Source organism: Nocardioidaceae bacterium, from assembly GCA_018672315.1.
In the GTDB taxonomy this organism is placed as follows: Bacteria; Actinomycetota; Actinomycetes; order Propionibacteriales; family Nocardioidaceae; genus TYQ2.
Map to the genome: position 1 here is coordinate 882,524 of CP076053.1, position 14,377 is coordinate 896,900.

Annotated in this window: 12 protein-coding genes; 3 read left to right on the forward strand and 9 right to left on the reverse strand. The window is 72.2% G+C overall.

The window, feature by feature from the left end; genetic code table 11:
* Nucleotides 1-7: 7 nt before the first annotated feature.
* Genes meaB through KLP28_04165 form a run of 3 tightly spaced genes read right to left on the reverse strand, consistent with a single transcriptional unit; the run spans nucleotide 8 to nucleotide 5,093 of the window.
* Nucleotides 8-997 (reverse strand): methylmalonyl Co-A mutase-associated GTPase MeaB, encoded by a 990-nt coding sequence (meaB, locus tag KLP28_04155; protein ID QWC85935.1) that lies wholly within the window; start codon nucleotides 995-997, stop codon nucleotides 8-10.
* Nucleotides 994-3,204 (reverse strand): methylmalonyl-CoA mutase, encoded by a 2,211-nt coding sequence (gene scpA, locus KLP28_04160; GenBank protein ID QWC85936.1) that lies wholly within the window; start codon nucleotides 3,202-3,204, stop codon nucleotides 994-996. Before scpA ends, meaB begins: the two co-directional genes overlap by 4 nt.
* Entirely contained in the window at nucleotides 3,201-5,093 is a 1,893-nt protein-coding gene (locus KLP28_04165) for a methylmalonyl-CoA mutase (GenBank protein ID QWC85937.1), read from the reverse strand. Before KLP28_04165 ends, scpA begins: the two co-directional genes overlap by 4 nt.
* A gap of 201 nt (nucleotides 5,094-5,294) precedes the next feature.
* On the opposite strand from KLP28_04165, the gene KLP28_04170 reads away from it, so the two are divergent.
* Genes KLP28_04170 through KLP28_04180 form a run of 3 tightly spaced genes read left to right on the forward strand, consistent with a single transcriptional unit; the run spans nucleotide 5,295 to nucleotide 8,675 of the window.
* Nucleotides 5,295-5,927, forward strand: coding sequence for a succinate dehydrogenase cytochrome b subunit (locus KLP28_04170; protein ID QWC86792.1), 633 nt, complete (start codon nucleotides 5,295-5,297; stop codon nucleotides 5,925-5,927).
* A 10-nt stretch (nucleotides 5,928-5,937) separates the two neighbouring features.
* Nucleotides 5,938-7,938: a fumarate reductase/succinate dehydrogenase flavoprotein subunit gene (locus KLP28_04175; protein ID QWC85938.1), complete on the forward strand. Its 2,001-nt coding sequence runs from the start codon at nucleotides 5,938-5,940 to the stop codon at nucleotides 7,936-7,938.
* A complete protein-coding gene (locus tag KLP28_04180) occupies nucleotides 7,935-8,675 on the forward strand; it encodes a succinate dehydrogenase/fumarate reductase iron-sulfur subunit (protein QWC85939.1) in 741 nt (246 codons plus the stop codon). The genes KLP28_04175 and KLP28_04180 overlap by 4 nt, the downstream gene beginning before the upstream one ends.
* 103 nt (nucleotides 8,676-8,778) lie before the next feature.
* Here KLP28_04180 and KLP28_04185 read toward each other — a convergent pair whose 3' ends face one another.
* The 6 genes from KLP28_04185 to KLP28_04210 all read right to left on the reverse strand — a co-directional run bounded on the left by KLP28_04185 (nucleotide 8,779) and on the right by KLP28_04210 (nucleotide 14,179).
* Nucleotides 8,779-9,291, reverse strand: a complete 513-nt coding sequence (locus tag KLP28_04185; protein QWC85940.1) for a 2'-5' RNA ligase family protein — start codon at nucleotides 9,289-9,291, stop codon at nucleotides 8,779-8,781.
* A 1-nt stretch (nucleotide 9,292) separates the two neighbouring features.
* Entirely contained in the window at nucleotides 9,293-10,366 is a 1,074-nt protein-coding gene (gene trpS, locus KLP28_04190) for a tryptophan--tRNA ligase (GenBank protein QWC85941.1), read from the reverse strand.
* A 4-nt stretch (nucleotides 10,367-10,370) separates the two neighbouring features.
* Nucleotides 10,371-11,657, reverse strand: coding sequence for an MFS transporter (locus KLP28_04195; GenBank protein ID QWC85942.1), 1,287 nt, complete (start codon nucleotides 11,655-11,657; stop codon nucleotides 10,371-10,373).
* Entirely contained in the window at nucleotides 11,654-12,523 is an 870-nt protein-coding gene (locus tag KLP28_04200) for a sortase (protein ID QWC85943.1), read from the reverse strand. The genes KLP28_04195 and KLP28_04200 overlap by 4 nt, the downstream gene beginning before the upstream one ends.
* On the reverse strand, nucleotides 12,520-13,413 hold the full coding sequence (locus KLP28_04205; protein QWC85944.1) for a DUF4397 domain-containing protein: 894 nt from the start codon (nucleotides 13,411-13,413) through the stop codon (nucleotides 12,520-12,522). The genes KLP28_04200 and KLP28_04205 overlap by 4 nt, the downstream gene beginning before the upstream one ends.
* 73 nt (nucleotides 13,414-13,486) lie before the next feature.
* Complete coding sequence (locus KLP28_04210; GenBank protein QWC85945.1) at nucleotides 13,487-14,179, reverse strand: hypothetical protein; 693 nt, start codon at nucleotides 14,177-14,179, stop codon at nucleotides 13,487-13,489.
* Between the last annotated feature and the right edge of the window lie 198 nt (nucleotides 14,180-14,377).

Sequence of the window (14,377 nt, forward strand, 5' to 3'; positions counted from 1 at the left end):
CAGCCGCTCACGCCTGGGTGCCGTCGTACGCCGCGAGCAGCCGGTCGGCCGCCAGAGGCGCCGCGAGCTCACCGGAGAGCACCGCGGCGCGTACGTCCTCGCGCACCGCCTTCACACCCTCGCTGCGTTTGAGCCGCTGGTCGAGCTCGTCGCGCACGAGCGACCAGGTGAAGTCCAGCTGCTGCTCCGCGCGCTTGTCCGCCAGCCCGTCCTCGCCCATCGATTCGCGGTGGGCGACGACGTGCCGCCAGACCTCGTCGATGCCGGTGTGCTCCAGGGCCGAGCACGTCAGCACAGGCGGCACCCACTGGCCGTCGACGGCTTTCCCGTGCACCAGCCGGATCGCCCCCGCCAGATCACGAGCCGCCTCGCGGGCCGACTGCTCCCCCGGCCCGTCGGCCTTGTTGACCGTGATGACGTCGGCGATCTCGAGGATGCCCTTCTTGATGCCCTGCAGCTGGTCACCGGTGCGGGCCAGGGTCAGGAAGAGGAACGTGTCGACCATGCCGGCGACGGTCACCTCGGACTGCCCGACGCCGACGGTCTCGACCAGCACGCAGTCGTAGCCGGCAGCCTCGAGCACCATCATCGCCTGGGTCGTCGCCCGCGCCACCCCGCCGAGCGTGCCGGCGGTCGGCGACGGACGGATGTAGGCGTGCGGATCGACCGACAGGTCCGGCATGCGGGTCTTGTCGCCGAGCACCGAGCCGCCCGTACGCACCGAGCTCGGATCCACCGCGAGCACGCCGACCTTCTTGCCCTGGCCGGTGAGGTGTCCGCCGAGTGCCTCGATGAACGTCGACTTGCCGACCCCCGGCACGCCGGAGATGCCGAGACGCACCGCGCCGCCGGTCTGGGGCGTCAACTCGGTGAGCAGCTCCCGAGCCGCGGCCCGGTGGTCGGCACGGGAGGACTCGACCAGCGTGATCGACCGCGACACCGCCGCGCGCTTGCCGGCGCGGACGCCCTCGACGAGGGCATCCACGTCCACGCTCATGCCGTCCCGGAGGCGCCCGCGACGCCCTCGTGACCGAGTTGCTCGGCCAGCTTGCCGAGCAGGTCCAGCGCCGACTCCGCGATCACGGCGCCGGGCAGGAACACCGCTGCGGCACCCATCTCCCTCAGCGTCGGCACGTCGTCGGGCGGGATCACGCCCCCGACGACGACCATCACCTCGGGAGCTCCCTGGTCGGCCAGCGCCTGCTTGAGTGCCGGCACGAGCGAGAGATGGCCGGCCGCCAGGGAGGAGACGCCCACGATGTGCACGTCGGCGTCGACGGCCTGCTGGGCGACCTCCTCCGGCGTGGAGAACAGCGGGCCGACGTCGACGTCGAAGCCCATGTCGGCGAACGCGGTGACGACGACCTTCTGGCCGCGGTCGTGGCCGTCCTGGCCCATCTTCGCGACCAGGATGCGGGGACGGCGACCCTCGGCCTCCTCGAAGCGCTCGGTCGCGGCGACCACGTCGGCGACACCCTGCGACGAGCCGGCCTCGGAGCGGTACACGCCCGAGATCGTACGGATCGTCGCGCGGTGGCGGCCGTACACCTTCTCGAGCGCATCGGAGATCTCGCCGACGGTCGCCTTGTGGCGTGCGGCCTCGATGGACAGGGCCAGCAGGTTGCCGTCCAGCCCCTGGCCCCCCTTGTCACCGCCGCGCTCGGCGGCGTTCGTCAGCTTCTCGAGCGCCGCCTCGACGTCGCCCGCGTCCCGCTCCTCGCGCAGCCGCTCGAGCTTCGCGACCTGGGCGCGGTACACCTCGTCATTGTCGACGCGGAGCACGTCGAGGTCGTCGACCTCGCTGGGTCGGAAGGTGTTCACGCCGATCAGCTTCTGCGCCCCGGAGTCGATCTTGGCCTGCGTACGCGCCGCGGCCTCCTCGATGCGCATCTTCGGGATGCCCTGCTCGATCGCCTTCGCCATACCGCCGGCGTCCTCGGCCTCACGGATGTGCTTCCACGCCTTCTCGGCGAGCTCGTGGGTGAGCCGCTCGACGTAGTACGAGCCGCCCCACGGGTCGATCGTGCCGGTCGTGCCGGACTCCTGCTGCAGCAGGAGCTGGGTGTTGCGGGCGATGCGGGCGCTGAAGTCGGTGGGCAGCGCGATCGCCTCGTCGAGCGCGTTGGTGTGCAGGCTCTGGGTGTGGCCCTGGGTCGCGGCCATCGCCTCGATGCACGTCCGCCCGACGTTGTTGAAGACGTCCTGGGCGGTGAGCGACCAGCCCGAGGTCTGGGAGTGCGTGCGCAGCGACAGCGACTTCGGGTTCTTCGGGTCGAACTGGCCGACCAGTCGGCTCCACAGCGCGCGGGCGGCACGCAGCTTCGCGATCTCGGTGAAGAAGTTCATCCCGATCGCCCAGAAGAACGACAGCCGCGGGGCGAAGGCGTCGATGTCGAGGCCCGCGTCGAGGCCGGCGCGGATGTACTCCACGCCGTCGGCCAACGTGTACGCCAGCTCCAGGTCGGCGGTCGCCCCGGCCTCCTGCATGTGGTAGCCGGAGATCGAGATCGAGTTGAACCGCGGCATCTCGGTGGCGGTGTAGCTGAAGATGTCGCTGATGATACGCATCGAGGGCTGCGGCGGGTAGATGTAGGTGTTGCGGACCATGAACTCCTTGAGGATGTCGTTCTGGATGGTCCCGGCCAGCTGGTTCGGCTTCACCCCCTGTTCCTCGGCTGCGGCGACGTAGAGCGCCATCACCGGCAGCACCGCGCCGTTCATCGTCATCGACACCGACATCTGGTCCAGCGGGATGCCCTCGAACAGCGTGCGGGTGTCGTAGATCGAGTCGATCGCCACACCGGCCATGCCGACGTCGCCCCGCACGCGGGGGTGGTCGGAGTCGTAGCCGCGGTGGGTGGCGAGGTCGAAGGCGACCGAGAGCCCCTTCTGGCCGGCCTTGAGGTTGCGGCGGTAGAACGCGTTGGACTCCTCGGCGGTGGAGAAGCCGGCGTACTGCCGCACCGTCCACGGCTGCGAGGCGTACATCGTGGAGTAGGGCCCGCGCAGGAACGGCGCGAGACCGGGCCAGGTGTCCAGGGCGTCGAGCCCCTCGAGGTCGTCGGCGGTGTAGAACGGCTTGACCGCGATGCCCTCGGGGGAGGTCCACGCTTCGCGCTGCGGCTCACTGCCCCACGACATCGACCAGCCGTCACCCTCCAGCGGGACGTCGGCGAAGTTCTCGGGAATGCCCTGACCACTCATGACTGCTCCTCTGAGGTCTCGCCCAGCTGCTCGCGGACACGGCCCAGGAAGGCGACCGCGTCGATGCCGACCGCACAGTGGTCGTCGACCTCCAGCTCGCGCGGCTTGCCGGCGACGCAGACGTACGCGCAGCCGGCCTCCTTCAGCGCCGCCACCAGCGGCGCACCCCACTCGGCGTAGATCGGGTCGGGCCCGCACAGCACCGCGACCGGGCTCTCGCCCTGCTCGCGCCATGCCGCGACCACGTCGTCGACACCCTCGCTCGGGCCGCCCGAGACGGTGTCGACCCCGCCGGCGGCCAGCAGGTTGGCGGCGAAGGTGACCCGCGCCGTGTGCTGGGCCAGCGTGCCCATCGTGGCCAGGAACGCCGGCTGCGGTGCCGGGGCGTCGCGCATCTCCTCGTACGCCGCGGCGTAGGAGCGCACCGCCAGGGCGCCGTCCGGCCACGCCGGTCGGTCCGGCAGCTCCTCGGCGAGGTTCGGGAACTCGCTCACCCCGGTCAGCGGACGCGTACGGTGCGCGACCTGCCTCTCACGCTCCGCCGCGACCTCGCGGACCCGGCCGACGAACGACCCCTCCGCGACCGCGGCGGCAGCGCCGCCCGCCGACTCGATGCGCCCCAGCTCGGCCCAGGCGGCCTGCGTGAGGTCTCCGGTCAGCCGCTCCACGGCGTACGCCCCACCGGCGGGGTCCGCGACCGCGCCGACGTGGGACTCGTGGATCAACAGGTGCGAGATGTTGCGGGCGACGCGGCGACCCAGCTCACCCGGCACGCCCAGCGGGGCGTCGAACGGCAGGGCCGTGACGGCCTGGGCGCCGCCGGCTCCGGCGGCGAAGGCCGCGACGGTGGTGCGGAGCATGTTCACGTACGGGTCGTACCGCGTCATCATCGGCCGCGAGGTCACCGCGTGCTGCCGCTGCCCTGCGGAACCGTCCTCGACCCCGGAGGCCTCGCAGACCCGCGCCCACGCCCGCCGGGCCGCCCTGAGCTTCGCGATCGTGGCGAACTGGTCGTCGGTGGCGGCGTAGCGGAAGTCGATCAGGTCCGCGGCCTGCGTGACCGTCACCTCCGCGTGCTCGGTCAACAGCCGCAGGTAGGCAGCACCCGCCGCCAGGCTCCAGCCGATCTCCTGCGCGTCGGAGGCGCCGAGGTCGTGCGCAGCGGTCGCGTCCACGACGACCGCGCGGATGCTGCGAGCCCGGGCGAGTGCCGCCAGCTCGTCGACGAGGTCGGCGGCGCCCTCGTCGGCCGGAGCGTCCTCGCCGAGCGCCACCCGGCGCAGCAGCTGACCCAGCGGGTCCCCGCCCAGGTTGGTGTCGGGGTGCGGGTCTGTGCCGCGCTCGTCGAGCACCGAGCACAGCGCGTGCGCCGCACCGAGCGGGTCCCTGGGGGCCTCGAGCACCACGGGCGCCAGATCGAGCAGCACGTCGGCGAGCAGGACGTCCAGGTGGCCGGCGTCGAGGCCGCCCTCGACGAGCGGGATCCACAGCGACGTCGCACCGTTCTCCAGGTCGGCGAGCGCGTCCTCGTGGGCGGCGGCGGCGTCAGTCGCGAAGACCGGCGTACGGAGATCCCAGCCGCGCACCTCCCCCGCCTCGACCGCGGCCGAGACGACCAGCGACTCGGGCGCGCCGCGGGTGAACGGAGCCTCGCCGGGCACCTCGGTGCTCAGCTCCTCGGTGTCGGTCGGCAGGCCGAGCGGGGTGACCTCGATGCCGTCCAGCGTCGTGCGCGTCAGCACCGCCCAGACGTCGGCGTCGGGGTCGTCCTCGGTCATGCGGCGGGACTTGCGCAGCACGCCCGCGGCCGCGGCCTCCCAGGCGCTGCGGTCGCCCGCGTCCTCCACGGCGAGCCGCAGCGGGCCCTCGTCCTGCGGTGCTGAGCTCATGGCCGCACCCTAGAAGGGCCGCCGACCCCCCTGCCAGGGCAGGTGACCTGCATCGCGTCTGAACCAAGCCTGAGAGGCGCCTGGGGATAAGCACGTCACAGTCGTACGCACCCGGGCAGGACGAGTGGGTACCGTGGGGTCGTGACGACGACGTTGGAAGCCGCGAAGGCGCGGCGCAGCACTATCGCCCTGAAGCTCCTCATGGCCGTGACCGGCGCCATCTTCATCGCCTACGTGGCGGCGCACATGTTCGGCAACCTGAAGGTGTTCCAGGGCCAGGAGAAGTTCGACTCCTACGCCGAGTTCCTGCGCACCTTCGGTGAGCCGCTGCTGCCGTACGCGGGCTTCCTGTGGATCGTGCGTGTCGTCCTCATCGCCGCGATCATCGGCCACGTCTACGCCGCGTACACCCTGTGGGCCCGCGCCTCCGGTGCCCGCAACGTGAAGTACTCGATGAAGAAGGCCACGACCTCCACCCTCTCCTCGCGCACGATGCGCTGGGGTGGCACGGCCCTGCTCCTCTACATCGTGTTCCACATCCTCCACCTGACGACGAAGACCGTCGGACCGGGCCCCGAGGAGTCGATCTACCAGCGTCTCGTCGCGGGCTTCCAGCCCGAGTACTGGTACATCGCCGTGATCTACCTGGCCGCCCAGGTGGCGCTGGGCATGCACCTGCGTCACGGCACCTACAGCGCCCTCCAGACCATGGGGCTCACCACCACCCCGGCCGCGCAGGCCCGCGCCAGCGCCGCCGGACTCGTGCTCGCCGTCGTCATCGCCGGCGGCTTCGCGATCATCCCCCTGTCCGTCCTTGTCGGCATCGTCGAGTGAGGTTGAGCTGATGACCCAGAACACCCAGAACCTGAGCCCGGGCGAGACCAGCCCCGGGACCGGCGACGCCGCGGACTACTTCCGCCACGGGCATCCCATCGCGGACACCAAGGCGCCCGACGTCCCCATCGAGCGGCAGTGGACCCAGCGCAAGTTCGACGCGCAGCTCGTCGCCCCCGCCAACCGCCGCAAGCTCGACGTGATCATCGTCGGCACCGGCCTGGCCGGTGGCGCGGCCGCGGCGACGCTGGGCGAGGCGGGCTTCAACGTGAAGTCGTTCTGCTACCAGGACTCCCCGCGTCGTGCCCACTCGATCGCCGCCCAGGGCGGCATCAACGCCGCGAAGAACTACAAGGAGGACGGCGACTCGGTCTACCGCCTCTTCTACGACACCGTGAAGGGCGGCGACTACCGCAGCCGCGAGTCCAACGTCTACCGCCTGGCCGAGGTCAGCGCGAACATCATCGACCAGTGCGTCGCGCAGGGCGTGCCCTTCGCCCGCGAGTACGGCGGCTTGCTCGACAACCGCTCCTTCGGCGGCGTGCAGGTGCAGCGCACCTTCTACGCCCGCGGCCAGACAGGTCAGCAGCTGCTGATCGGCGCCTACCAGGCGCTCGAGCGTCAGGTCGCCGCCGGCACGGTGGAGACGTTCACCAAGCACGAGATGCTCGAGCTGATCACCGTCGAGGGAAAGGCGCGCGGCATCATCGCCCGCGACCTCGTCACCGGTGAGATCGAGACCCACCTCGCCGACGTGGTCGTGCTCGCCTCCGGCGGCTACGGCAACGTCTTCTACCTCTCGACGAACGCGATGGGCTGCAACGTCACCGCCTCCTGGCGGGCGCACCGCAAGGGCGCGTACATGGCGAACCCCTGCTACACGCAGATCCACCCGACCTGCATCCCGGTCTCCGGGTCCTACCAGTCCAAGCTCACCCTGATGAGCGAGTCGCTGCGCAACGACGGCCGCATCTGGGTGCCGAAGAACGCCGAGGACGCCGACAAGGACCCGCGCGACATCCCCGAGGACGAGCGCGACTACTACCTGGAGCGCATCTACCCCTCCTTCGGCAACCTGGTGCCCCGCGACATCGCCTCGCGCGCCGCGAAGTACCAGTGCGACGCGGGCAAGGGCGTCGGCAAGACCGGCCTCGGCGTCTACCTCGACTTCGCCTCCGCGATCGAGCGTCTGGGCCGGGAGGCCGTCGAGGCGAAGTACGGCAACCTCTTCGACATGTACGAGCGGATCACGGGTGAGAACCCGTACGAGGTCCCGATGCGGATCTACCCCGCCGTGCACTACGTGATGGGCGGACTGTGGGTCGACTACGACCTGCACTCCAACCTCGAGGGGCTCTTCGTCGCCGGCGAGGCGAACTTCTCCGACCACGGAGCGAACCGTCTGGGCGCCTCGGCGCTCATGCAGGGTCTCGCTGACGGCTACTTCGTGCTGCCGAACACCATCCGCCACTACCTCGCCGACGGACCGTTCGAGAAGCTCGACGAGAACCATCCCGCCGTGGTCGAGGCCCGCGAGTCGGTGCGGGCCCGCATCGACAAGTTCCTCTCGATCAACGGCAAGCGCACGGTCGACAGCTACCACAAGGAGCTCGGCCAGATCATGTGGGACTACTGCGGCATGGAGCGCAGCGAGGAGGGCCTCAACAAGGCCATCAGCGCCATCCGCGACCTGCGCCAGGACTTCTGGCGCAACGTGAAGGTGCTCGGCGCCGCCGACACTCTCAACCAGTCACTGGAGAAGGCCGGCCGGGTGGCCGACTTCCTGGAGCTGGGCGAGCTCATGTGCATCGACGCCCTCAACCGCTCGGAGTCCTGCGGCGGCCACTTCCGTGCCGAGAGCCAGACCGAGGAGGGCGAGGCGCTGCGTCACGACGACGACTACGCCTACGTCGCGGCCTGGGAGTTCACCGGCGACGGCGAGCAGCCCGTCCTCCACATGGAGGACCTCGAGTACCACAACATCGAGATGAAGAACCGGAGCTACAAGTGAAGGTCAACCTCAAGATCTGGCGCCAGGCCTCGCGCGAGGCGCAGGGCGGCCTGAAGGACTACCACCTCGACGACGTCACCGAGGACATGTCGTTCCTGGAGATGCTCGACGTGCTCAACGAGCAGCTCATCGAGCAGGACGAGGAGCCCGTCGAGTTCGAGCACGACTGCCGCGAGGGCATCTGCGGCTCGTGCGGGCTCATGATCAACGGTCTCCCCCACGGCCCCGAGCGCACGACGACGTGCCAGCTGCACATGCGCACGTTCAAGGACGGCGAGACGATCACCATCGAGCCCTGGCGGGCCGCGGCGTTCCCGGTGGTCAAGGACCTGGTCGTGGACCGCTCGGCGTTCGACGCGATGATCCAGGCCGGCGGCTACGTCTCGGTCAACACCGGCGCCGCACCGGACGCGCACGCGATGCCGGTGCGCAAGGAGCACGCCGACCGGGCCTTCGACACCGCGACCTGCATCGGCTGCGGTGCCTGCGTGGCCGCGTGCCCGAACGCCTCGGCCTCGCTGTTCCTCGGCGCGAAGATCACCCACCTGGGTGAGCTGCCGCAGGGCCAGGCCGAGCGTCACGAGCGGGTCATCGGCATGGTCGCCGCCCACGACGAGGCCGGGTTCGGCGGTTGCACCAACATCGGCGAGTGCGCCTCCGCCTGCCCCAAGGAGATCCCGCTGGACGTCATCAGCCAGCTCAACAAGGACCTCCGCACCGCGCTGCGTCACGTCTGAGCAGCACCGCAGACCGCCCTCGCACGCCCCGCGATCGGCGCATCACGACGGCCCCGGACCTGCTGGTCCGGGGCCGTCGCCGTCTCCGCACCGCCTGCCGGCGTCAGCCCGTCAGCGGGAACCGGCGCCAGGGCTCCCACGCGGCGCCGTCGTGCCGGTAGAGCGTCATCGCCTCGACGGTGAAGCGGAGGTCCACGTCGGCGTGGTCCGCCACGGCGCGGTCCAGGTCGGCCTCCGCCACGCCGTGGGCGAGCGTGACGTGGGGGTGGAAGGGGAACGCCGCGGGACTGTCGAGGGGACCCGTGCGCGAGGAGCTCGCGAGGCGCCCCAGGCAGCCCGCGCCGTCCGCGACCACCACGTACGCCACGGGCGAGACCGGCCGGAAGCTGTCGCTGCCCCGCAGGCGCACCGAGAACGGCGGGCACCCCGTCGCGGCCTCGGTCAGGGTGGCGACGACGGACTCGACGACGCCGGGGCGGTCGTCGAGGTCGGTGGGCGGCACCAGGGTGATGTGCGTCGGCACGCCGGCCGCGTCGTCGCCGAGCGCGCAGCGGTACCCCTGCACGCGCGACGCCCACGGCTCGGGCACCTCGACAGCGACGCCGAGCCTCAGCACCTCAGCGGCTGCCCGGCACGCGCGGCAGGAACCCGACCCGGTCCATGACATCGGCCAGCGTGCGTGACGCGACGGCCTCCGCCCGGTCCGCTCCGGCGGCGAGCACGTCGTCGAGCTGTGCACGCTCCTCCAGCAGCTCGGTGACGCGGTCGCGGAACGGGGTCACGACGTCGACGACCACGTCGGCGAGGTCGCCCTTGAGGTCGCCGTAGCCGCGGCCCGCGTACGCCTGCTCGAGCTCCTCGGTGCTGCGCCCGGTGAGGGTGCTGAAGATCGTGAGCAGGTTCGAGACGCCCGGCTTGGCCTCGACGTCGAAGCGCACCTCGGTCTCGGAGTCCGTCACCGCCGAGCGGACCTTCTTGGCGGTGGCACGCGGCTCGTCGAGCAGGTTGATGGTGCCGGCGGGCGAGGTGGCCGACTTCGACATCTTGCGGGTGGGCTCCTGCAGGTCGAAGATCTTGGCCGTCGACTCCAGGATGTAGGGCTCGGGGACCCGGAAGGTCTTCTTGTAGCGCCCGTTGAAGCGCTGCGCGAGGTCGCGGGTCAGCTCCAGGTGCTGGCGCTGGTCCTCACCGACGGGCACGTACGCGGGCCGGTAGAGCAGGATGTCCGCGGCCTGCAGCACCGGGTAGGTGAACAGCCCCACCGACGCCGCTCCCTCCCCGCCCTTCGCCGACTTGTCCTTGAACTGCGTCATGCGCCGCGCCTCGCCGAACCCGGTGAGGCACTGCAGCACCCAGGCCGCCTGGGCGTGCGCCGGCACCTGCGACTGCACGAAGATCGCCGAGCGCTCCGGGTCGACGCCGGCCGCGATCAGCTGGGCCGCCGACCGGCGCGTACGCTCCCGCAGCAGCTTCGGGTCCTGCTCGACGGTGATCGCGTGCAGGTCGGCGATGAAGAAGAACGGCTCGTGGTCCTCCTGCAGCGCCACCCACTGCACCACCGCGCCGAGGTAGTTGCCGAGGTGGAAGGAGTCGCTGGTCGGCTGGATGCCCGACAGCACCCGGGGACGGCTGGTCGGGCTCTGACGCGACGACGACGGGGACTGCGCGGGCTGCTCTGACACGGCCCACATCCTCTCACCGGGCCGCGGACGCCTCTGCCCGAGGTCGTCGGCCGGCACCCCGGCCGCGCATGGCCGCGTACGCCAGCCCCAGGCCCAGGACGCCGAGCGCCGCGCCGGCGAGAGCCGGTGCGCGGTAGCCCAGCCCGAGCGTGAGCACCAGGCCGCCGATCCAGGCGCCGAGCGCGTTGGCCACGTTGATCGAGGCGTGGTTCAGGGCGGCGCCCAGGTTCTGCGCCGACCCCGCGGCCACCATGAGCCGCAGCTGCAGCCCGATCACCAGCACCGACGCCGCCACCTGCACGGCGAACCCGAACACGAGCAACGCCACGAACCCGTCGGCCAGCGCACCGAAGGCAGCCAGGCCCGCGACCGCGCAGACCAGGCCCCCGACGACGCTGCGCTCGATCGAGCGATCCACCAGCGGTCCGCTGATGACGGTGCCGACGGTCGAGCCGATGCCGAACAGCAGCAGGACCAGCGGGACGGTCGTGGCGGGCTGCTCGGCGAGGTCCGTGACGGTGGGGGCGATGTAGGAGTACATCGCGAACATCCCGCCGAAGCCCACGGCGCCGATGAGCATCGAGTACCAGACCTGCGGACGCGCCAGGGCCGTCAGCTCGTTGCGACCGCTCGCCGAGGCGTCGCCCGGTGCCCGTGGCACGGTCGCCGCGACGAGGGCGAGCGTGAGCAGGCCGAGGCCGACGACGACCACGTACGCGGCGCGCCAGCCGACCTGCTGACCGAGCGCCGTGCCGGCCGGCACCCCCACCAGCACCGCGACCGGGATGCCCAGCATCACCCGGCTCACCGCGCGGCCGCGCCGTTCCGGCGCCACCAGGGAGGCCGCGACGAGGGACGCGACGCCGAAGAAGGCGCCGTGCGGCAGTCCGGCGAGGAACCGCGCCGCGACGAGCGAGCCGTACGCCGGCGCGAGGACGGTGGCCAGGTTGCCCAGCACGATCACCGCGACGAGCGCCAGCAGCAGGCCCTTGCGGGGCATCCGCGCCGACGCGGCGGCCAGCACCGGCGCACCGACCACGACTCCCAGGGCGTACGCCGAGACCAGGTGACCGGCAGCGGGGATGGAGACCCCGACATCGCCTGCGATGTCCGGCAGCAGACCGAGGGTGACGAACTCCGTCGTGCCGATCGCGAAGCCACCCGTGGCGAGGGCGAGCGTGGCGGCCGCGACGCGGCGCGGGCCGACCCGGAGCCGGTCGCGCCCGCCCGGCGGAGGGGACGACGCGGGTGTGGGTGGTGTCGGTGGGGGCGGCGTCGCTGGTGCTGCGGGGGTCGTCACCGCACCAGTCTGGCGAACACCAGCAGGTTGTCCTGATAGCCCCCCGCCCCCGGCACGTACGCGCCGGTGCACGTGATCAGGCGCAGCTCGGCGCCGGGCACCGCGCCGTACACCTCACGGGTCGGGAAACCCTGCTTCGGCGTCCGTGCGACGCGGGTGACCTCGAAGACGTGGGCCCGACCCAGCGCGTCGGTCACGCGGACGGTGTCGCCGGGGACCAGGAGCGGCAGCGAGGCGAAGACCGCTGCACCGAACGGGGAGTCGAGATGTCCGGCGATCACCGCCGGGCCACGCTCCCCCGGTCGCGGTCCGCCCGCGAACCAGCCCGCCGTTCCCCACCGCGGAGGAGCTTCCAGCTCGCCGTCACCCTGCAGCCCGAGGTCGTCGAGGTCGGACTCGATGCCGACGCGCGGGATCTCGACCCGGACGGGAGCGGCGACGGTGCCGTAGTCGTCCTCCCCGACACCTGTCGGCAGCGAGATGGCCGAGCCCGGTCGGGTGCGTTCGGCCGACCGGTCGGGTGTCCCCGTCCGCGCCGTGCCCGGTGCAGGGTCCGACTCGGGGCTCGCGGGCGCCACCGTGAGCGCGCCGGGATCGCCCCCGGGCGCCCCGACGCGCAACGCCCGGTCCCAGGTGCGTGCGGCGAGCGGCCCGGGCAGACCCGGGCCCGCCTCCCCGGGTGCCGGCCGGTCCACCACGGCGCCGGGGGCCGCCAGCGGCTCGACGAGGCCGGCGTACGCGGGCTCGGCGAGGCCGTCACGCGCACCTGGTGCGCCGCACGCGGACAGCACCCACCCGAGCGTCGCCACGGCGACCACCACGGACGTACGCGCCAGGTTGCCGTGCGCGCGCAGGGTGTCGCTCAACGGCGGTCGGCGCGCTCCCTGCGCAGCGCGAGGGTGCCGGCGGTGCTGGCGAGCACCACCAGGGCCGCGATCGCGCCGAGACCGCTCAGCGGGACGCCCTGGGCGGAGTCGGCCGGGGCGAGGGCGCCGCCGCCGGTGTCGACACCGGTGCCCTGGGCGGGCATGGTCTGCGATCCCGTGGCGTCGGCGATCGCCTTCAGCTGGAGGCCACCGGCCTCGTCGGGGAGCACCAGCACGGTGTAGACGCCGCCGCCCTGCACGGTGACGGTGCGGCTGAGGTTCGCGGCCTGCACGCCGGAGACCTCCAGCTTCGCGGTCCAGTCACGGGCCTCGACGTCGTAGTACGGGCTCGCGTCGCCGACCTGGATGTCGTCGCCGAGGTCGGGACCGCCGACGAGCTGCGCGTTGATCGACTGACCGTCGTGAGCGGCCGAGATCAGCCGGACCTTCGCCTCGCCGCGGGGCGGCGCCGAGAGGTCGTCGGTGAAGACGCGACCACGGATCTCGTCCTTGTCGCCGACCGCGAAGACGCTGGTGGCGGTGCCGGCTCCGAGGTCGACGGTCGCGGAGATCATCGGGGTCGAGTTGGCGCGTGCACCGGCGGGACGCACCGAGACCGTGTACTGGCCGGGGTCGACCGGGGCGTAGTCGGTGACGTCGCGGTAGGCGATGCCGCGCAGGACCATCGGGTCCCCGCCGCTGAAGGGGACCATCCACACGTCGGCCTCGCCGACGCCGACCGAGAGGTGGCCGGCACGGACGAGGGCCTCGTCGTCCCCGGGTGCTGCGAGCGCGGGCACGGCGGTCGCGACCAGCGCCGCGGCGGCGAGGGCGACGGCACGGGGCGCCAGGCGACGCAGCAGGCCGGGACGGCGGTGGGGGTCGGTCATCGGTGGTGCTCCTTCGGTGGGGCTGCGGGCGGGACGCCGTGCGGGTCGGTCCCGGTGGTGGTTCTTCGTCGCGTCAGGGCAGGGGGACGGGTGGCAGGTCGTCGAGGTCGGCGATGTCGGCAGGTTCGTACGCGATCCGGATGACGCCGTCGGCGCGGCTGACGTCCTGGGGGCGGTAGACACCGAACTGGTCGGCCGCCACGCGAGCGAGGTCGCGACCGGCGGCCGCGTCGACCGGCTGGCCATCGACGCCGTCGATGTCCACGACGTACGCGGTGCGTTCCCCGTCCTCGCTGTCGGGGGCGGAGAAGTCGGCGACATCGATGTCGTAGTCGGCTGCGAGCAGGGCGAGCAGGGTGAGCACCCGAGGGTCGACCCGTCCCTCCTCGAGGTCGGTGCGCTCGGTGGCCCCGAGCTCGAGCCGCTGGTTGGCGGCCAGCGACTCACCGGGCCCGACGGCGGACGGCTCACTGGCCAGCTCCACCTCCGAGCCGTCCGAGCCGTCGGAGCCCGCAGGCGGCCCGGCTTCCGTGTCCGAGGTCCGGTCGGCCTGCCGGCCGGCCTCGGACCCGCCCTCGGACCCGCCCTCGGACCCGCCGAGGAGCAGGAAGGCCACGACGACGCCCGCGACGACCAGGGCGCCGAGGATCGACAGGAGCACCACGGGGCTCGGCCCGCGACGGGCGGCACGGTGGGACCCGCCGGGCCGTCGCGCAGGAGCCTCGACGGAGTCCGCCGAGGGCGACGTCGACTGGTCCACGCTCATGCGGCCTCCCTTCCCCGACACAGGTCTCGCTCGCGGGCAGCCTCGCGGTGCCCGGCCGCACCATTCTGGCGCTCTTCTTCCCCGCTGCACGCCGCGTACAGCAAGCCGGGACCAGATCGTGCCCGATCTCTCGCGGACGCTCCTCACAAGGACGACAAAAGCACCGGCCCCACGTCCACCATGTGGACGTGGGGCCGG

Bases quoted from the DNA above. Each gene is read 5' to 3' on its own strand.
- meaB (QWC85935.1), bottom strand. From the start codon at position 997: ATGAGCGTGGACGTGGATGCCCTCGTCGAGGGCGTCCGCGCCGGCAAG.
- scpA (QWC85936.1), bottom strand. From the start codon at position 3,204: ATGAGTGGTCAGGGCATTCCCGAGAACTTCGCCGACGTCCCGCTGGAG.
- KLP28_04165 (QWC85937.1), bottom strand. From the start codon at position 5,093: ATGAGCTCAGCACCGCAGGACGAGGGCCCGCTGCGGCTCGCCGTGGAG.
- KLP28_04170 (QWC86792.1), top strand. From the start codon at position 5,295: ATGGCCGTGACCGGCGCCATCTTCATCGCCTACGTGGCGGCGCACATG.
- KLP28_04175 (QWC85938.1), top strand. From the start codon at position 5,938: ATGACCCAGAACACCCAGAACCTGAGCCCGGGCGAGACCAGCCCCGGG.
- trpS (QWC85941.1), bottom strand. From the start codon at position 10,366: ATGTGGGCCGTGTCAGAGCAGCCCGCGCAGTCCCCGTCGTCGTCGCGT.
- KLP28_04205 (QWC85944.1), bottom strand. From the start codon at position 13,413: ATGACCGACCCCCACCGCCGTCCCGGCCTGCTGCGTCGCCTGGCGCCC.
- KLP28_04210 (QWC85945.1), bottom strand. From the start codon at position 14,179: ATGAGCGTGGACCAGTCGACGTCGCCCTCGGCGGACTCCGTCGAGGCT.